The following is a 19,149-nucleotide window of genomic DNA, read 5'->3' as shown; positions in this document are numbered from 1 at the left end:
TTAAAGAAAAAAGCGGGCTTTATGGAAATCGAAGAATTTACTGACACATATTCAGACGACATTATTTATTTAAGAGAAGCAAGAGAGGCACTTCTGACACACCCTCTTCGTTCAGAAATGCCTAATTATTGCAATGCGTCCCTGAGTAGGATATATGCAATTGTAATGATTGGCAGCATTGAGTCAATGCTGGAAAGATGGCTTGACCGTGATAACCTTGAAATACTAAGCGTTTATTTTAAGCCGAAAGTAACCAATGCCGTTCGCATTAACGGATTATGTTCGTCTTTTACCTCGAAAGGCATCAATGTTAATAAAGACATATTTGATGATTATTTGGCGATAAAATACATACGTAATGCGATAGTACATGCCAGCTGGGAGAAACAATCCGGTGGTCTGAAACAAGATGAAATAGACTGGATTCATAGTCGTGGATTCCCCACTGATACCCGCAAACTCAATTCAACGCACTGGCAGCGATTTGAATGGGTTAATGAAAACATGATGCTCTACATTGCACTTTCAGGATTGGCAAAAGCTCCACCTGCTCATCATGCGGGTACAGTAGGTATTGATATCAAGCCGTTGCCAGATACCAGTGGTATCATCAACTGGTCAGACTGGCCCAGACTCTACTGGTCGAATCTTGAACGCATCTCTGAGTCATTAAACACAAGCATAGAACAAGGGATTAGCCAAAATGAAAGTAATTGGTCAGAAAAACTCGCGGGCTCAGATTTCAACAAATTAACATCCTTGCAAAAAAGTCGTCATCTCATTCTGTCTGCTTTTGCTTCAGTTAAAAATGGGGAGCGTATAGTACAGAATACACTCGAGATTTCAGAAAATGTATCCATGTGCTGGAACCAATTTGTTGCCCATTGCCCGGAATTTAGAAGTTTAGAAAAGTTAGAAGTCAGGTCTGCAATAAGCACTCTTTTTATCATGCATGAAAACAATATTCATCCTATAAATCATATTTTCCCGGAAATTAAGGAGGACGCCCCATTCAAGGTACATGAAGATTTGGTTTCAGTGTGTTTTGAAAAAACAGATCTACTCACAATTACTGATATTGCCAAAGCTTATAAGCTGGGAAGAATGGCATATCGTGTAATGCCAAACATTATGCCGCTAAAATTGTTTTCTTATTTAATACCAATTTGTTCCCCTGAAAGAATTCAGGAGTGGCATAATCAATCAAATTATATTTCTGATATTTATAAATTAAATCGTCTCTGGTATACTTCCATTGAGGGGCGTCAGTTGAATCTTGATGCAATTGATTATTATCAAGATTTAATTAAAGAATTCAGCAAAACAAAATAACCCGCACATACATTCAATAGGTCAGGCGATCGTCTGACCATTTTTAATCAACACCATTTGGCGAGGTTGATTAATGCTTGGCAATATTAATAATTTATTTTCGGTTCCGCTCCTCGCTCACAGCGGACCTTCAGCTCAGTCAGCAACGTCCGCTGCGTGCCAGAAGCGGACTATGTTAAAGAAAAGAGCTTGAGGTGGCTGAAGTCAGTATAGGTGCAACAAATGTGGTAAATGAGGGTTGAACCAATGGGAAACAAAAGCTATTTTCGTCTATGTAGGATATATCTCCAAATAGCTTAAAATCCCCAGATGCAAGAATGGTAGTATGGTTTTGATAATTAGAACAGCGAGTACATCAGGCACTCTATTCAAATGATTTATAAGGGAAAAATGACAATGCTTAAAACCTGGAATGATTTAGAAAGTTATACCCAATATGTCTACTCGACCTTGCTTAACCCACGAGATAATGGAGTGGAAGTTAGTCGTAACGTTATCCTTAAGGGATTAAAAGGTGAATATCAAATTGATGTATATTACCAATTTGAAAATGCAGGTTTTATACATCGTGTAGCGATAGAGTGTAAATATCACAATCGCCCGCTTGATCGCGATACTATTATGCCATTTTGCAACAAAATCACAGATATTGGGAATATTATCGGGGTAATAGTCAGTAAGTCTGGTTACCAAAGTGGCGCACAAGAATACGCAGAAAAACATGGCATTACTTTACTGACAACTGATGATTTACCAAAATTTAACATATTGGTTGCCGATTACTTGATAAATTCAACTTTACCTACAAAAGACTGGATCGGCGAGCCTTTTTGGATTTTGATGGAAAGAGAGGAAGATAATGTTTCAGGTTCATACTACAAGTTTGCACAAAAACATAACGGAAGAGATGTAATACCCTTATTCTTTTCAAAGCGTGAAGCAATTGACTTTCTAAATGAATCTGAGCAGTCACTGCATTTTGCAATAAGAGGTGTTCCACAACATTATTTGAAACGGTTGATAGCAATAACAGAGCGGTTAAAACCTTTATTCTTCTTAATGCTTCCTGCTTTGAATGAAGAACAAGCCAAAGGTTTATTAATTGAACCAACTGAATTAATGAAAAGATATCTACTATCAGAAATATCACCTGAAGAATATCAAGAGTTTTACGTTAAAAGGAAGTCGCGTTACAAGAATGAGCTTACTCTTTTTAAAATATTAAAAGCAATGAAAGGTAAAATTGGTGCAGAATTGGCTGAAAAAATTTTAAAAAATAAAAAAACGTAATTGCGGAGCCGTGATCACGGGAACCGTTCAACCTGATGTGCTGGCGTTAAAGGTGAAGTGAAGGGCCATTTGTTGAAAAAAAGATTAAGATTTCGATGCAAATCAAACGGTCTGCTGTGTGCCAAAACCGGACGTTGCTGACACCAATATAAGGAATTAAATAGAATGGTTCTAAATGTTAAGAGCCATCACAATACAAAGCGCGCTACATTAAAAAAATAAAATTAGCCATCATCTTGAATAGCACAAATACAATTTGCTAGCCGTGTCGGTTTTAAAAGTCGATAAGTATATTTCTTTTTTAAACTCTGAATATGCCCTGCCAATGTGTATCCACTACGTCTTGATAAGTTACTTTTCAAATCGGATTCAACTTTAGTATAGTCTTTCACAAAAGCATTGTTTGGTGACTCAATCATAGCTTCTATAATATCAGCTAACCCTTTAAAACCCATTTTTAAATTATCTAGATCGACGACATTTAACTCTTCAATGGCTAGCGTCAAGTCAGAACTTATATCTGTCACACTATCACCCTGAAAAGCGACAACCCATTGCCCATGAGCAATCCTATTCCTGAGTGTGCTTGGCGTTTTCACATAGTCAATGATTAATTGTTTAATATAAATCTCAGCAGAAGATAATTGAACAGAATTGAATGTTGGTGCTAATAAAACTTTAGCCTTAGCTAGTTTTAAGCATCTACGCCATTTAGCTTCCATTCCTTTTATGTTTTTTATATTCTCTATTTCGCTTAATTCAAAACCATAAGGTGTGTGAATTAATTTTGAGAATAATGCTTCAGTCCAGGCGGAATAAATTAGCGAAAGAGTTTTCGTATGGATTCTTGCCTCAGTATCTCGATCATTTTTTAAAGCAAGATTCAAACTAATCTTAGCAATACGCCAAGCGCGATCCAATTCTTTAACGTTTTTTGTTTGGGATTGGAACACGATAAGTTGTTGGGCTCTATCCATAACGCGCCTTAGGATGAAATTTACGACTCACAAGTATGGAAAAAATACTTAGAAAATATTTTTTCCATACCTGGAATTGAACCAGGAACCTCCATCAAACCTCAATAGATGCAGATTTAAAGGCGCTCTACCAAATTTGAGCTATATGGGCATAGGCATGATTACAAGCATGTTAAATTTTGTCAAGTTTTTTGTCGGTAACCCAATGTTCAGCCATAAAATGGCATTAATCGACTAATGCATGAGTAGGAAATTCAGACTGATAGCTATCATCAAAGCTATAAAATAAAGCTAGCGGTGCTGAACTGCTTCCTGTTGTTTAACACGGCATGTTTTAAGTAATAACATCATCATACTGCGAATGTCTTCTCCTCGCTCAAAGCTGCCCCTTAATGCCACCGTTCAAAGCAATAAACCAGTACCAGTAGCTGTGGAACGGAAGCGTTGTGGGGCTCATTGAGGAAAACAGAAATCCCCGCTTAAGAGCGATCAGATCGACAACGCAGATGATGAACCCTACGCTCGACTACCGGTAACAACACCGCTAATCTAACAGCGACTTTTCACCCCTCAGCTCCCCGCCACAATCCCGGCAACAACCCCAACGTCTCATCAATCAGCGCGCGTCGGTCATTGCCTGGTTTCCAGATGGTCACCATGGTTTGGCTGATCCCCTGGCTGCCCACTTCGGTGCGCAGCGTGTTGACGTTTTTCCACTGTTCGGCATGCATGTGCGTCGGCAAGAATCCCCAACCGCAGCCCTGTTCGAGCAGGGCGCGTAGCATTTCCAGCTCGTTGGTAAATATTGTATGCCCGGAAATTTGCAGGCGGCGCGCCACCGGTTCGTCAGAATCCGGGTGCATGATCACCTGCGGCGTGAGCGAGAGTTCCAGCAGCGAGAGCGGCTGTTCCGCGCCAGGGAAAAGCGTTTTGGCGGCGTAAAAATCCATCTCTATCGCCCCTAGGGCGCGCCACTCCATGGCGTCGCCCACGCTGCGATGGCGCGCCTGGCAGATGCCCAGATCGGCCTGGCCGCTTGCCAGCAGGCTTTCCGCTTCGTCGCGCGAGGCGTTAATCAGGCTCAGGCGCGTGTTGCGTTGGGCCATGGCGGCAATCAGTGCCTGCAGCAGCGCCCGGGGCGTGAAGGGATCGTAGACCAGCGAGATTTCCTGCGCCGCGCTCTTCGGCACGTCTTTGGCAAACGCCTCAAACGCTTTCACCTGGCGCATCAGCAGGTGCGCCTGGCGTTGCAGCTGTTCGCCCTCCGGCGTCAGGTGCAGGCTGCGCCCCTCGCGCAGGAACAGCGCATAGCCCAAGCCATCCTCGAGAAAATCAATCAAATCGCGCAGCGTCGTGCGGTCTTTGCCCAGCTTGAGCGCGGCTTTCGCCAGGCTGCCGTGCTCGGCCACGGCTGTGAAGGCTTCCAGTTGGGCAAAGGAATAAATCAGGCTCGGCACGCGGTTCTCCCGTCGATTTTTCGGGGGATTTTCCCCCATCAGGCGTTTTTTATTATAGGCCGCGTTTTTTTAAGCTGAACGCCTTCCTGAGCTAAGCGAGAAAAAATATGAAAAGCAAAGTGTTTAACCGCAGCCTGCTGGCGGGCGTTGTCATCAGTCTCTGCAGCGGCCTGTTGGCGCCCGCCGCGCTGGCCGCCTGTGCGGGCACCGAGCTCAGCGCCTGTCCCGCGCCTTTCGATGCGCAATTGCCGGACACGCACAAGATGCTCACCTGGAGCCAGAGCGACCGGGTGATCGGTTTTCGTAACGACTACCGCAACTATGCGGGGGATGTGTTTCATCACGGCAATGCCACGCCGCTGCTGGCTGCCGCTAAACCGCTAACGGACGCCAGTTATCGGGTGAATGGCAAAACCTACAGCCTGCAGGATTACCTGCAGCGCCAGAACGTCAGCGGCATGCTGGTATTGAAAGACGGCAAAATCGCCTGGAAATATCTGGGGGAGGGTAATACCGACGCTACCCTGTGGACGTCGCGCTCCGTGGGCAAATCCGTGGTCGCCACGCTGGTGGGCGTGGCGATTAAACAGGGCAAGATCCGCTCGCTCGACGATCTCATCACGCAATACGAACCCGATCTGAAAGGCACCGCGTGGGACGGCGTGACCCTCAGGCAGCTGATCACTCACACCTCCGGCGTGGCGTGGAATGAGGATTACACCAACCCGAAATCGGACTTCGCGCAGCTGACCGAGTGTGAAGCCAGGCCCGGAACCTACGCCTGCGTGCGCAAGCTGGTGGCCGGTTTGCACCGTGCACATCCGGCCGGGCAGAACTGGTCTTACTCCTCCGGTGGCGCGTGGCTGCTGGGCGACGTGCTGGAGCGCGCCACCGGCATGCCGCTGGCGGCCTATCTGCAGCAAAGCATCTGGCAGCCCTACGGCATGGCGAGCGACGGCGTGTGGCATGCCTACGCCAAAGGCCAGCACGACGTGGGCGCGCATGGGTTCAATGCCACGCTGGAAGACTGGGGGCGCTTCGGCGAATTTATTCTGCATAACGGGACGTTGCCGAACGGCAAACAGATCTTGCCGGAAGATTGGGTAGCCCAGTCCTCCAACTGGACGCGGGCGGCGGGCTCGGTATCGGCGGCGCATCCTGACGGTATTTACGGCTACCAGTGGTGGAACAACGAAGTGCCGGTGAATGCGGCCAACGTTGAGCCTACTCCGCAGGCCTCCCTCAAGCATTCTCTGTGGGCGCTGGGGATCTTCGGCCAGATGATTATGGTCAATCAGGCGGAGAGTCTGGTGATCGTCCAGTGGTCTACCTGGCCGCAGGCGGAGCCTTCTTTCAGCGCGCAACCGCTGGAGGCATCGCTGATGTTTAGTGCGATAGCGAAGGAATTGCGTTAACCCTTGGTAGCGAGCAGGGGCGGATGGCGGTTACCATTCTGCCTCTGAGCGGCATATTCCATGTTTTCGACGCTGACCTTAAGGGAGTCTCAATTCTTTATAGGTAGAGGAGGCCAGTCTCCACCGTTTTTAATTAATAACTCTTTTATCTTGTTAATTTTCTCTTTATCCTCGGCATCGCCTACCCCTCTATCTATAAAGCGTTGGAGCTGATTGCCCATAGTCCAACCAAACTTACCCTTGATTTTATTATCTGCACCTCTCTCCAACAGAAGTATAGTATGATCAAACGAACGAGAATCAAGAGAGCTTATTAATATGGTATTCCCCAATGAATCCATTGTATTTATATCCGCGCCATAATTCAGCATCATCTTTAACGTTTCAGGGTTTTTCGCTTCTAAAGCTTCGAATATAATGGGTTGATTGAATACCTTATCTTTTGCATTTGGCGGTAAACCTCCGTCGAGCATGGCCTTGATCCAAATTCCCTTGTCGGCTTTCATGACAAATTCCGCCGGGCTGCTTCCCCCTTCCGGTCTGGGCTGCAACGGGTCTGCGCCAGCTTTAACCAGGTCGGTTATTATTTTCAGCCTTTCCGGCGTATTTTTATCATAGATTGCGTTTAGCACCGACCAAAACAGCAGGGTCATGTCTGCTTTCACCGGTCGATTCAGTTCTTCCTTGCTTATAGAGGGAAGCTTCTCTTTCAGTTTCACTTCATCGCCATCATAAATCAGCTGTGCGATGTCCAGCTGCAGGCCTTCAAAAAAATCCTGTGGCTCATATTCCATGCTTTTGTTGCATCCTTGCATCATGAGAACGGTAAACAGCAGCGCTATTGTCATTATCGATTTGCTCATGTTTTCCCCTGAGAATGGTGACATCCTCGTCTCTTCAATCAGTTTTATTGTGTGGTCTATAGCGCGTTTATCGAAAACCAGATGCAATCTGACAGCCCAGGTATAAAAAATCGGCAGCTGTCAGATCTGCGTTGATGAAATTACTGTGTTTCCTTTGCTCCTTTCAAAAGCATGAGCTCGAGTATTTTCTTACACTGTACATTGTATTCTGAGCCATCTTGGCTGTCTTTTATTTGCCGATTCACTGCTGTTAACAGCGAAAGATTGTTTATATTTACCGGGTTAGGATTCGCACCCCGATTGAGCAGTAAGGTCATATGCTCAAAGGCTGAGCTAAAAAAAGCATCCATTAATAAGGTTTGTTGCAAGGAGTCTCTGATGTTTATATCCGCGCCATAATCCAGCATCACCTTTAATGTTTCAGGGTTTTTGGCTTTGATTGTTTGGAATACAATGGGCTCATTGAATACCTTATCTTTTGCGTTTGGCGGTAAACCGCCGTCGAGCATGGCTTTGACCCAAATCCCCTTGTCGGCTTTCATGACGAATTCCGCCGGGCTGCTTCCTCCCTCTGGTCTGGGCTGCAACGGGTCTGCGCCAGCTTTTACCAGGTCGGTTATTATTTTCAGCCTTTCCGGCGTGTTTTTATCATAGATTGAGTTCAACACCGACCAAAACAGCAGGGTCATGTCTGCTTTCACTGGTCGATTCAGTTCTTCCTTGCTTATTGAAGGAAGCTTCTCATTCAGTTTCACTTCGTCGCCATCATAAATCAGCTGTGCGACTTCCAATTGACGGCCTTCAAAAAAATCCTGTGGTTCATATTCCATGTTTTTTTTGCATCCTTGCATCATGAGAACAGTAAACAGTAACGCCATTGCCATTATCCACTTGCTCATATTCTCCCCCTGATAGTGGCGACATCCTCGTCTTTCTGATCTTCAATCAACTTTATTGTCTGGTCTATACCGTGTTTATCGAGCAGGGTTCCTGTCCCTCCGGCAAGCGTGTGCGGTATGCCAGCGGCATCAGGCACCGCCAGTGATGACCACTCTTTCAAGGTGAAAGGCAATGCTACGCCCCAGGGTTTTTGTAAAGCATCGGGCAGGGCATTTCTTATAAGCTCATAGTCACTTTCGTTATTAACCTCCTGTAACGTGGTTAACAGCTCTCCCTCAACTCGATAGGCCTGTATGTTCTTGGTTGAACCAATCATTTCAGCTCCGTATTTCCCTACAGTTCCATGATGGAGTCCGGCTGCATTAAACGTCCAGGCGGGTTTTCCACTGGTCATTGATGCGGCGGAGGCCATTCCCCCGCCCAATGAATGACCAGAAATATCGACACCGGAGGAGTTCTTTACTTGTAATCCTATTTTAACCGCCTGCTTATAATAATCTGAGTTCGCCCCCATCCCCTGAGCACCATTATTTATCCAGTCATTCACATTTTTAATTCCTGACAAATCGCCCCTAAGGGCCTTTTTGGCGGCGCTGCCGATTCCCTCCGGGAACTCTGGCGCTCTTGATCCTCTGAACACGACCGTTGGGTTCATCTCTTTACCAAAAACACGGCTATCAGGTTGATATACCCTTACCAAAAAATCCGGAGATTCATCTCTGTCGAAGAGCATATTTCTGTTTAGCCCAATTTTACTCAGGGCAGCATTATCGTTACTGATATCTTTCCAACCCTCGGGAACGCCGGGAGTCTCCTTTAGCGGATTCGTAGTCTTGTAGATATTCTCCGCCAGCTTTGCCTTCTCGACGGCGACATTGTTTGCCGCCAGGCGTTCCGAGGCGATTCGGGCGTCTGGGTAGATACTCCGTTGCCCGCGGCCAATGAGGTATTTTCGCTCCTGCCAGCGTTGCGCTTTGGTCAAGGAGCCAGACACGACCGACTGTGAGGCTCTTGCACCTTGCGCCGGGATATCCGGGCCAAGGGCCGGTTTGGCCCGCGTGACTTGTGCGGGGAAGACGGACGGGCGCGCCCGGCGGCCACCGTAAGACTTCACGGCCTCTTCGTACCGCTTCACTATCTTGTCCACCGGGTAGTTGGGCTCTTGTCTCCCCTGCGGTATCAGGTAGCCGTCGATGTCGGCGTAAAATGGCCCCATCGTCGCCAACACGCCGGGCCGGGTTTCGACCGCTACGACAACGCCTCTCATTAGGTCGCTCTGCACTCTTGCGCGCAGGTTAGAGCTTATTCCGTTTTGCGTAACGCCGACTTCACGGCGGATCCGTTCGCCACCGCGAAAACCAGAAAAAAGCGACAGAATGTCATTGTCCGGCATGTATGAAAGGCCGTGACAGGCGCTGGAAGGGCTGACTATACGGGGGAATTCATCAGGTGAAATAATATCATCGGCGATATACAGCAGTTTCAAACGGGAAAACATAGTGTGTCTCTTCCTTTGCTTGCTGCGTCTTGGCCTGTTCAGGCGGGCGCTCGCACTCCTTGCACTCGATGGCCCCCTGAGGGGCATGTTATCGAACGGCAGTCAGCGATAGCTAACGGCGCATAGGACACCAGATAAGGGATGATAACGGCTCAGGCCAATTTGTAAAGCCGGCCAAAGGTTAACCGGAAAGTTCTTGTTTTCCAAAGGCTGCTGCGGGCTTTTAACCCCGCCGATCAAACCGATAAACCAGCACTAACGCCAGCGCCAGGATCAGCAGCGGCGGGGCGAGGGCGGTGAAGGGCGCGTTGAGGGCGAACAGCAACCCCAGATTGAGAACGATCTGATAAGCGATGTAGGTCAGCAGCCCGACGATCACGCCAAGCGCTAACCGGCTGCCCATGCCGGGGGCGCGCGGGGCGGTAAAGGTAAACGGGATGGCCAGCAAAATCATCGCCAGCACCAGCAGGGGCTGGCCGAGTTTTTTCCACAGCGCCAGGCGGTATTCGGTGCTGGGCTGCCCCGAGCCCTGCAGGTAATCGATATAGCGCTCCAGCTGTTGCAGCGAGAAGCTGCCGGCCGGCAGAGTCAGCTCTTTCAGGCTCGGCACGGCGAACAGCGAGCGCCACGGCAGGCTGCTTTGCCGCGCAATCGTCTCTTTTCTGCCTTGCCAGCTTTTCTGCATCACGTTGTGCAGCAGCCAGCTGCCGTCGGCGGCGGTGCTGGCGCTGTCGGCGTAAATGTAAGATTCCAGCGCGCGGTTGGCCTGATAACGGAATATCTCAATGCCGTGGGGCTGGTCGTTCTCATCGACGGTTTTGACCGTCACAAACTCATTGCCGCGCCGCGCCCACAGCGGGTTCACGGTCACGTCGTTAGCGTTCGACTGCGCCAGGGCGTTGTTCTTCATCTGCAGCGCGCGTTGCTGCAGTGGCGAGGCCGCCCATTCATCGAGGGCGCCGAGCGAGAGGTTCATCAGCAGCCCGGCGGCGAGCATCACCAGCGCGATGCGGAATATCGACATCCCGGCGGAGCGGATCGCGGTCAGTTCCAGGGTTTTAGATAGCTGCCCCAGCCCGACGATGCCGCCGAGCAGCGCGATAAACGGCCCCAGATCGACCAGGCTGCGCGGCAGGGTCAGCACGGTCACCAGCAGCGCCTGCTGCCAGCGGTAGCCGCCCGGGGTCACGTCCTCCAGCTCGTTGATCAGCGTAAAGGTGGTGAACAGCGGAATGAGCAGCCCGGCCGCGGCGGCGAAGCCGATGAACACGTTGCGGATCAGGTAACGGCTAAAAATAGTCATCGGGAGGGTTTCCGCAGCAGGGATAAGTCGCGCGCCAGCAACAGGGCTATGCCGGCAGCCATCGCCAGTGGCACCAGCCAAACGCCGGGGATCGTCGGCACAGAGCCGTTGGCGACCAGCGTGCGGCAAATGTTGCCGCCATAGAAAATCACGGTAAACAGCACCGTCAGGGGCAGCAGCGCGGCGTAGCGCCCTTGTCGCGGCTTGATACGGCTAAAGGGGATCGCCAGCAGCACCATCAGCACGGTGGTCAGCCCGCGGCTTTCGCGCCATTGCAGTTCGGCGGCGTCGCCCGGATCGGCGGAGCGCGCCAGCTCCGCCGGCGAGGCCGATTTGTGTCGGCTCTCGGCGCTGGGCACGAACGGCTTGAGCGCGATATCAAAGTTGTCGTAGTTCTGTCCGTTGTCGTCGGTGCCCTGGCGATCCAGCACATAGGCGGTGCCGGTTTTCAGCCGCACGGCGGGGCTGGCGGGGGAGGCGTCGAGCACCTCCACCGACTGCGCGCGGTACAGGTTGGTATGATGGCCGCCGCGCACATAAATCAGGGCGTCCGTCAGGTGGTTGGCCGTTTTGTCGACGTGGTTGGCGAGGATCATGCGGCCGTTGCCGCTAACGTTGAATTTGTCGGCCTGCAGGTGGCTCACGTCCAGCAACGACTGCGACTCTTGCTGCAGCTGATAAATATTGGCGTACGCCCAGGGCCTGCCATACAGCGACAGCAGCGTGACCGCTATCGCCAGCGGCACGGCCAGTATCAGCACCGCCTTGTACAGCCGCAGCGGGCTGGCGCCGGCGGCCAGCATGGCGGTGATCTCCGCATCGCTGTACAGCTGGCTCAGCGCCACCGCCACCGAGACATAAAGCGCGACGGGCAATATCATCTCCAGCGCGATCAGCGACTTATAGAACACCACGTCGGCCACCACCCGCAGCGCCAGCGTGCCGTTGGCGGCGTCGGTCAGGTAGCGCTGGGCCGAGTAGCTGGCGAACATGAAGATCAGAAACCCGGCGATCATCATCACCAGGCGGCGGATCTCAACCGTGATATAGCGTTCAATTAAAGACATGCGTCATCGGCTCCCGGCGGTGTGCGCTTCATGGCGTCTCCCGGTCGATCAGGGTGCGCAGCAGGGCGATCACCTGATCAACTTCCTGCGGGGTGAGTGCGCCGTCCTTCGCCCACTGCACGCGCCCGGCCTGGTCCAGCACCACGATGGTGGAGCTCTCCTCCGGCAGCCGCCAGGCCATGCGCCCCAGCCCGTCGCTGTCGACGATGAACTGCGCCCAGGGGTAATTCCGCTTGTTTTTCTCAATTTTGCCGCGCACGAAAAAGCCGGAGCCTGGTATCGCATCGTCGGTGTTGACGATGGTGGTGGGCTGGAAGCGATCGCCCGGCAGGTTCGCGTCCTTGACGGCGTTGATCAGCAGCGAGTTCTTCTTCTTGGCGGAGGTGCGCCCGGCGATGTATTGGATCACCCGCACTTTGCCCGCCAGTTTTGCGCTGTTCCACGGCCGGTAGCTGAAATCGCCGTTGCGCAGCAGCAGTTCGCCGCGATCGGCGATGGCGATTGGCGCCACTGGCCGGCCCAGCACGAAGTTATGCGCGGATGCCGCCAGCGGCGACAGCAGCAGCGTGAAGATCAGCAAGCGACGCAACGTCATCATGGCTCCTTGCAACGCGCTTATCTGCCCGCCGCGACGGCCGGCGGGGAAAACGACAGCGGAAAGCGCGCCAACAGCAGCTCCAGGCGCTGGCGAATGTCGATATCCAGGATCGCCGGCCGATCGTAGATATCGCCGCCGGCCAGTTTGTCCGCCACCATCACGTCGTGCCGGTCGCCCATCAGGCCGTTAATCGCCGCCAGGAAGCGCGAGATCTGCCGGGCCTCGCGGTTGTCGGGGTCGATCGATCTCAGCGTGTCGTAAAACGACACCTGGCGGCTGACGATTTTGCGCACGTTGTGGAACTGGTGCCCGGTCAGCGCCGGGCTGGCGATCAGCGTCTGCAGCTGGCGCATTTGCTCCTGGCGGTAGGCGATAAAGCCCTGTGCGCTTTCCAGCCGGGTGTGGCGCAGCGCATAGCGCACATATGACCACACCGGCTTGCTGAGCAGCAGCCGCAGCAGGTTGCCGTACAGCGTCAGGTTTTTCTGGTTGCCGTTGCGAAACGCATCCTGAAAATGGCCGAGCACCACAGTGGTGGTGTGGAACAGGCGGTTGGCGCGGTGGGGCGCGCCGTACAGCTGCTGGGCGAAGCGCAGATGCTTGTAGCGGGCGCGGATATATTTGTAGCGCATGCGGGTAGCCGCCGCCAACTGCGGATCTTGCAGGAAACCGTTCACCAGTTGCAGCAGCTCGCGGCGGGAAAAACCGTCTTCCCAAAACTGCAGGCACAGCGCGTAGTTGTCCCGGATGCTCTCGGGGGAACACTGCAAATCAATCTGCTGCGGCAGGCTGATATTCGCCTCAACCAGGTCGTCTTCTTCCACCGCGACAAACAGCGCCTGGGTGGTTTCGGCGGAGAACTTCTTCCAATTATCGTGAGCGGTCATTGATTACTCTCTTTGGGCGCATTCAGCCCCAACATAAAGCGATTGCGGTAGGCGCCGATCGTCGGTATCAGGGATAACAGAACGTCTAAACATTGCCCCAGTAAATAAGCGAAGGCGGCGCCCTGCACGCCGAAGGCATACGCCATCGACACCAGCAGCGCAATGTAGGCCGCCGAGGCCGTCGCCTGCGCGATCAGGAAGGCGCGCTGCTTGCCTGCCATAAACAGTAAGGACTCCTGCGGGAAGCCCATCATGGAAACGATGATCGCGCCCAGCATGATTTGAATCAGGTCATAGGCTTCCAGGTATTGCTGCCCGAACACCACGGAAATGAGCGGTTTACCCACCAGCAGCATCAACACCGCGACGGCCAGGCCGATGCCGCCGGCCAGCAGCGAGGAGCGCAGGCCCAGCAGCCACGGGGTCTTGGTGCGCGGATCCAGGCGCATGATCTCCGGATAGAAGCTTTTCTCCAGCAGCTTGGCCGGGGTGCCCGTCGCATCGAAGAAGGTCATGGCGATCTTGAACAGCCCGGCGGCGGCCGGCCCGAGCACCACGCCCACCAGCACGGTGGTGCAGGAGTTGCGCGCGGCCCAGATGGTGTGGGCGATGTTGGTGGTCCAGACGAAGTTCCAGGCGCCCTCGATGCGGCGCGCGACGTTGAACAGGCGCGGCCTCAGCGCGCCGTGGATATCGCGGCGGCGCAGCTCGCGCGCGGTGAACCACCAGAACAGCGTGCCGCCGATCAGGTTAGAGGCGTACCAGGTGACGATAAAGCCGGGGAATCCCAGATCGAAATAATAGGAGATGACGCTGCCCACCGCCTGCAGGAACGGCTTGATCGCCTGCTGGATGGCGATGAGATCGAAGCGGTTGAAGGCGCGCAGCACGCCGGTCGGCGTGGACGAGGTCATCGATGGGATCAGGGTGCAGTACAGCATGGCGAGCCAGAAGCTTTCGCTGTCCAGTCCCAGGGCATGGGACAAGAACGGCAGCATGATCATGCCGCCCAGCACGGCGATGACGCCGCTGGCGATATCCAGCCCGAAGGAGAAGGCGACGACGTCGCGGAAGCGCCCGGTGTTTTGATGCTCCAGTGCCGGGGTGCCGAATTGCACCACAAACTGCCAGGTCTGGAATTTGATGAAATCGCTGACCGCTTTGGTATAGGCCTGGATCACCACCAGCACGCCGAACATTTCAGGCGACATGCCTTTACCGGCGCAGGAGAGCGCCAGCAGGCCGAGCAGCGCGCTGGCCACGCTGCCGGAGCCTAAGTAGGCGGCATTACGTAAAATGGAGCGAAACGCGCCATCGGAAAACCACCGTTTCATAACCCAAACCAGCCGTTATCGTTGTTATTCTGCATCTTGTGTTCCGCTGTCATGCGCTTGCCCTGTATGCGTTTAATAAACCTGAGTTTCTTCGCCGGCGTTTTCGCCGGGTTGCCCGATGTCGCTCTGTGGGCGCTTCGCGGGGTTCACCACGGCGGAAATGGCGTTGAGCGCGTTGCTCAGCACCTCGTCGTAAGGGGCTCTGGCGTCCAGCTCGATGATGCGCGCGCCGTTGTACTGCAGGCGCACCATGGCGGAAATCTTGTCTTTCAGCTCTTCATAGCTGTGATCGGGCTTGCGGGAAAACGCCGTATCGACGTCGATATCGAGGCGAATGATCAGCGCCGGCCGATAGACGGCCATGCGTTGATATAAACGGCGTTCGCGCGCCGCCAGGCGGCTCAATAGCCAGCCTTTTGCGCGTTCCACGCCGATGCCTGGCCCGTCGTAGTAAAAACCTGAAATTTCCGCCTGCGGGTAGCGATCGCTGATCACCAGCACGCCGCTCTGCGCCAGCCGCCGCACCTTGCGCAGGTTGGATGCGCGCCACAGCGAAAAGCCGTACATGATCAGCGCCGCCCACAGCGCCGGCGGCCTGTTGCTCATGCGCTGGGTTTTATCGGATTTGGCCGCCAGGCGCCGTTCCAGCCACACGCCGATGAACGGCAATTTCTTGATTTTGTCGCCGTCTTCGCCGGAGATCAGCCCCAAATAGCGCCGCTCCGTGGGGCGATGCTGCTGCAGGTTCTTGACCAGATCGGCGGTCAGCGTGGACTTGCCGGTGCCGTCGCTGCCCACCACGGCAATCAGCCCGGTGATGCAGGCGGAAGAGGTATTCTGTTCGGCGGTGAGTTTATTTTTTTTCATCTGTTTCGGTACGAAAAGGTTATTTGGCGGCTAGGCATTGGCGGCCCTCAGCGATATTTTAACGGCGCGCAGAGACTCGTCGAAAATACGATTGGCCGGCTCGCGGCCGTCTAAATCCAATATGTTAGCGCCGTTAAACGTCAGGTGCGGGATGACGGCGATCTTTTCGCGCAACGCCGCCAGCGAGTGATCGGGTTTGCGTGAATAGGCCGTTTGTTCGTCAATATCCAGCCGAATTAATAATAAGGGCTGATAAGACGCCATCCATTGGTACAGGTTTTGTTCGCGCTTTCTCAGCCAGCGGATCCAGCGATTGCCGCCGGTGGTTTTCGCCAGCTGCGGGCCATCGAAACGAAACCCCGCCACTTCGGCCTGCGGATAACGATCGGTGATCAGCAATGCGCCGCTGCGGCTTTTCTTCAGCATGCGACGGAATTTATAAACGCGCCAATAGGAGAGTAAAAAAATCACCAGCGCCGTGGCATTATCCGGCGGCGTGGAAGGGCGCTCATGCACGCGCTGCGACTTCTTCAATAAATAACGCCCGAAGGTGGCGCCAATAATCGGCAGCGAACTGATCCATTCGCCGATACGCCCGGAGGACTGGCCGAGATAAAGCAGTTCGGCAGGTTCTTGTGCCGATAAGGCGTTGACCAGGCGGGCGGCTAACGTGGATTTTCCCGAGCCGTCACAGCCGGTTATCGCTATTACGCGCACGGGCGAGCGATCAGATGAAGGTCTTATCTGCTGACTCACAATAATTGATCCAATGCGAAAAAAACTATTGTATTCCAATACGCCTTGGGTTCAAGATATTTATTGTGCTTTGCCGCGATAAAATAATGAGATGGGTATTCCTGTTCGTTATTTGAATTGATATTTATAGCGTTCGTTCTTGTTATTTTGTGCTAATTGTTGGTGCGTGGGCCGGTTTCGCTTTTTATGTTAATTTCCGGCCGGGCTAACGGCGAAAAAAGAGCAGGATTTTCAATTTTCGCTTAATGTTTTGTGCTTTTTTGGCGTCGCGTTACGGAAAATTTTTTCCACGCGGCCGCCACGGCAATGATAAGCGGTAGTTCGCTTCAAATATGGCACGCCGTTTCTGGTGTATTGAAAGAGAGTCTTATTATGAGTGCAAAATTTCCGCCGCTGATTGCGGTTATCGGCAGCGACGGATCGGGTAAGTCCACCGTTTGTGAACATCTGATCGCGTATATGAAACATTATGGCCCGGCGGTGCAGGTGCATCTGGGCAAACAGGCGGGCAACGTCGGCCGCGCGGCGGCGAAGTTGCCGCTGCTCGGGCGCTCGGTGGGTAAGGCTATCGAGAGCAATACCAAAAAAGTCAAAACGAAAAAATCCCGCATTGGCCTGCTGCCGTCGGCGGTGATCATCGCTTTCGTGGGGCGGCGGTTGCTGCGGTTTCGCCGCATGCTGGCGTATCGGCGGCAAGGGTTCATCGTGTTGACCGACCGTTTTCCGCAGGCGCAGATCCCCGGCGCTTACGACGGCACGGTTTTTCCCGTTGACGTTGAAGGGAGCCGTTTCGTCCGTTGGCTGGCGGCGCGCGAGCGGGCGGCGTTCCAATGGATGGCGGGGCAAAAACCGGATCTGGTGCTCAAGCTGAATGTCAGTCTGGCGGTGGCCTGCGCGCGCAAACCCGATCACCGTAAAGCGGCGCTGGAGAAGAAGATCGCCGTCACGCCGTTATTGACGTTCGAAGGCGCCGACATCGTGGATCTCGATGCCGATCGGCCGATCGAGGAGGTGCTTTCGGCGGCGGAAAAAGCCATCGCGGAATTTATGGCGGCGCAGGGTTATCGCTATTCCGCTGATGAAGTATCAACGGCTGCGCACTGAGGCGCGCATCGGTTCGGCAGGGCGGCGATGCCATTTTCGGCACCGCCGCCGCGGCCGAGAGGGAAAGGCCTTATTTTTTCAGCGCCGCAAAGGCGCGCACGATGGTGTCGATCTCTTCATCGCTGTGCGCGGCATTGACGCTGCAGCGCAGCAGGGTGACGCCCGCCGGCGCGGCCGGTGGCAGCACCAGGTTTACATATACGCCGTGGGCGATCAGCTCGCGCCAGAAACGCAGCCCTTCTTCCTTCGAACCAATCATCACCGGCACCACCGGGCTGATACGCGGCCCCAGGGTATACCCCAGCTCGGCGAGGCCGTGGTACAGGCGGTGCGCGTTGCTCCACAGCTTTTCCCGCAGTTCGGGATGGCGCGCGATTTTTTGCAGCGCCGTGCGCACCGACGCGATGCTCGACGGCGACGGCGACGCGGTAAAGATATACGGCCGGCTGCTGTAGCGCAGCACGTCCATTCCCTTGCCGCCGACGGCGAAACCGCCGATCGAAGCCAGGCTTTTGCTGAAGGTGCCCAGGATGATATCCACGTCTTGCTCGACGCCCAGCGCTTCGGCCAGGCCGCGGCCGTGCTCGCCCATCACGCCGAAGGAGTGCGCTTCGTCGACCAGCAGATACCCGCCGAGCCGCCGCTTGATGTCGACGATTTCCACCAGCGGGGCGACGTCGCCCAGCATGCTGTAGATGCCTTCCACGATAATGATCGCCTCGCGCGCACGCTCGCCCAGGCGCACCATGCGGCGCTCCAGATCGGCGGCGTCGTTGTGGCGGAAGCGAATAATCTCCGCGCCGCCGAGGGCGCAGGCGTCGTAAATGCTTGCGTGGCTGTCCGCGTCGATCAATACCACGGCGCCCGGCCCTGCCAGCGTGCTGATGACGCCCAGGTTGGCGGTATAGCCGGTGGAGAATACGATGGCGCTGGGGCGATCGAAGAATTCCGCCAGCTCCCGCTCCAGCGTCAGGTGCGATCCGTAGCTGCCGTTCGCCATGCGCGAGCCGGTGGTGCCGGTGCCGAGCGCGGCCAGGGCCGCCTGGCCGGCGGCGATCGCCTGCGCATCGAACGTCAGGCCAAGGTAATTATTGGTGCCGGCGAGGACAATCTTTTGATCGCCGATGCGGCCCTGGGTGGCGGAATAGACTTCGTCTATGCAGGTGCCGAACGGATTCAGACCGGACGTTTGAAATTGTTCGCGGTCATTGGCGAGGCGCGCAAACTTATCATACAGTCCCATGGTTTTTCTCCAGATAAGGGCGCAGCGCGTCAAGCAGTTGCTCAGGCGTTCTGACATCAAGCAATATATTGATAGGAATGGAGATATCTAATTCATCTTCCAGCATCATCAGCAGATCCAGGACTCTGATGGATTCCAGGCCAAGATCATTGACGAGATCGCTATCAGGTTTTATTTCCACTCCGCCTTCGACGATACCTTGCAAACACGTCAGGATATAATCCATTACAGCATCGCGATTTAGCATAAGAACGTTGA

At 53.6% G+C, this 19,149-nt stretch carries 18 protein-coding genes; 4 read left to right on the top strand and 14 right to left on the bottom strand.

The features are described 5' to 3' along the window. Positions 1-21 precede the first annotated feature (21 nt). Both ACJ8PI_RS12060 and ACJ8PI_RS12055 read left to right on the top strand, forming a co-directional pair. Positions 22-1,332, top strand: coding sequence for a hypothetical protein (locus ACJ8PI_RS12060; RefSeq protein ID WP_164134747.1), 1,311 nt, complete (start codon positions 22-24; stop codon positions 1,330-1,332). Positions 1,333-1,728: 396 nt separating this feature from the next. Then, positions 1,729-2,622 (top strand): restriction endonuclease, encoded by an 894-nt coding sequence (locus ACJ8PI_RS12055; RefSeq protein WP_158002250.1) that lies wholly within the window; start codon positions 1,729-1,731, stop codon positions 2,620-2,622. Between the two features lie 224 nt (positions 2,623-2,846). On the opposite strand, the gene ACJ8PI_RS12050 is transcribed toward ACJ8PI_RS12055, so the two are convergent. Together ACJ8PI_RS12050 and ACJ8PI_RS12045 are read right to left on the bottom strand one after the other, a co-directional pair. Then, positions 2,847-3,599, bottom strand: coding sequence for a hypothetical protein (locus tag ACJ8PI_RS12050; RefSeq protein WP_042893231.1), 753 nt, complete (start codon positions 3,597-3,599; stop codon positions 2,847-2,849). A gap of 563 nt (positions 3,600-4,162) precedes the next feature. Then, positions 4,163-5,056, bottom strand: coding sequence for a LysR family transcriptional regulator (locus ACJ8PI_RS12045; RefSeq protein WP_164134746.1), 894 nt, complete (start codon positions 5,054-5,056; stop codon positions 4,163-4,165). A gap of 107 nt (positions 5,057-5,163) precedes the next feature. On the opposite strand from ACJ8PI_RS12045, the gene ACJ8PI_RS12040 reads away from it, so the two are divergent. After that, positions 5,164-6,471 (top strand): serine hydrolase domain-containing protein, encoded by a 1,308-nt coding sequence (locus tag ACJ8PI_RS12040; protein WP_164134745.1) that lies wholly within the window; start codon positions 5,164-5,166, stop codon positions 6,469-6,471. 89 nt (positions 6,472-6,560) lie between these two features. Here the strand turns inward: ACJ8PI_RS12040 and ACJ8PI_RS12035 are convergent, their stop codons facing one another. From ACJ8PI_RS12035 to ACJ8PI_RS11990, 10 genes are all read right to left on the bottom strand, one after another. Continuing rightward, positions 6,561-7,334 (bottom strand): ankyrin repeat domain-containing protein, encoded by a 774-nt coding sequence (locus tag ACJ8PI_RS12035; protein WP_164134744.1) that lies wholly within the window; start codon positions 7,332-7,334, stop codon positions 6,561-6,563. A gap of 140 nt (positions 7,335-7,474) precedes the next feature. After that, complete coding sequence (locus ACJ8PI_RS12030) at positions 7,475-8,233, bottom strand: ankyrin repeat domain-containing protein (RefSeq protein ID WP_049202126.1); 759 nt, start codon at positions 8,231-8,233, stop codon at positions 7,475-7,477. Next, positions 8,230-9,732, bottom strand: coding sequence for a hypothetical protein (locus tag ACJ8PI_RS12025; RefSeq protein ID WP_072270118.1), 1,503 nt, complete (start codon positions 9,730-9,732; stop codon positions 8,230-8,232). Before ACJ8PI_RS12025 ends, ACJ8PI_RS12030 begins: the two co-directional genes overlap by 4 nt. A 223-nt stretch (positions 9,733-9,955) precedes the next feature. Further along, the gene (gene lptG / locus ACJ8PI_RS12020) at positions 9,956-11,035 is read right to left on the bottom strand and encodes an LPS export ABC transporter permease LptG (RefSeq protein WP_033655203.1); all 1,080 of its coding nucleotides are present in this window, start codon (positions 11,033-11,035) and stop codon (positions 9,956-9,958) included. After that, positions 11,032-12,102 (bottom strand): LPS export ABC transporter permease LptF, encoded by a 1,071-nt coding sequence (gene lptF / locus ACJ8PI_RS12015; RefSeq protein WP_033655204.1) that lies wholly within the window; start codon positions 12,100-12,102, stop codon positions 11,032-11,034. Before lptF ends, lptG begins: the two co-directional genes overlap by 4 nt. A gap of 28 nt (positions 12,103-12,130) precedes the next feature. Continuing rightward, a complete protein-coding gene (locus tag ACJ8PI_RS12010) occupies positions 12,131-12,697 on the bottom strand; it encodes a YtfJ family protein (protein ID WP_033655206.1) in 567 nt (188 codons plus the stop codon). A gap of 20 nt (positions 12,698-12,717) precedes the next feature. After that, a complete protein-coding gene (locus ACJ8PI_RS12005; RefSeq protein WP_164134743.1) occupies positions 12,718-13,587 on the bottom strand; it encodes a hypothetical protein in 870 nt (289 codons plus the stop codon). Then, entirely contained in the window at positions 13,584-14,921 is a 1,338-nt protein-coding gene (locus tag ACJ8PI_RS12000) for a lipopolysaccharide biosynthesis protein (protein ID WP_164134742.1), read from the bottom strand. Before ACJ8PI_RS12000 ends, ACJ8PI_RS12005 begins: the two co-directional genes overlap by 4 nt. Before the next feature lie 72 nt (positions 14,922-14,993). Beyond that, complete coding sequence (locus ACJ8PI_RS11995; protein WP_033647965.1) at positions 14,994-15,788, bottom strand: hypothetical protein; 795 nt, start codon at positions 15,786-15,788, stop codon at positions 14,994-14,996. A 30-nt stretch (positions 15,789-15,818) separates the two neighbouring features. Then, positions 15,819-16,544, bottom strand: a complete 726-nt coding sequence (locus tag ACJ8PI_RS11990) for a hypothetical protein (protein ID WP_164134750.1) — start codon at positions 16,542-16,544, stop codon at positions 15,819-15,821. Positions 16,545-16,916: 372 nt separating this feature from the next. Here ACJ8PI_RS11990 and ACJ8PI_RS11985 point away from each other — a divergent pair, with 372 nt between their 5' ends. Next, on the top strand, positions 16,917-17,648 hold the full coding sequence (locus tag ACJ8PI_RS11985) for an ATP-binding protein (RefSeq protein WP_041035915.1): 732 nt from the start codon (positions 16,917-16,919) through the stop codon (positions 17,646-17,648). Positions 17,649-17,718: 70 nt separating this feature from the next. On the opposite strand, the gene spt is transcribed toward ACJ8PI_RS11985, so the two are convergent. Together spt and ACJ8PI_RS11975 are read right to left on the bottom strand one after the other, a co-directional pair. After that, positions 17,719-18,891: a serine palmitoyltransferase gene (gene spt / locus ACJ8PI_RS11980; RefSeq protein WP_004935542.1), complete on the bottom strand. Its 1,173-nt coding sequence runs from the start codon at positions 18,889-18,891 to the stop codon at positions 17,719-17,721. Next, complete coding sequence (locus ACJ8PI_RS11975) at positions 18,878-19,138, bottom strand: acyl carrier protein (protein WP_015378483.1); 261 nt, start codon at positions 19,136-19,138, stop codon at positions 18,878-18,880. Before ACJ8PI_RS11975 ends, spt begins: the two co-directional genes overlap by 14 nt. Positions 19,139-19,149: the final 11 nt, after the last annotated feature.

The sequence above is a fragment of the Serratia sp. CY82433 genome, assembly GCF_052166535.1.
Taxonomy (GTDB): Bacteria; Pseudomonadota; Gammaproteobacteria; order Enterobacterales; family Enterobacteriaceae; genus Serratia; species Serratia sarumanii.
The sequence above is the reverse complement of the archived record's forward strand: the minus strand, read 5'-3'. Positions and strand labels throughout refer to the sequence as shown.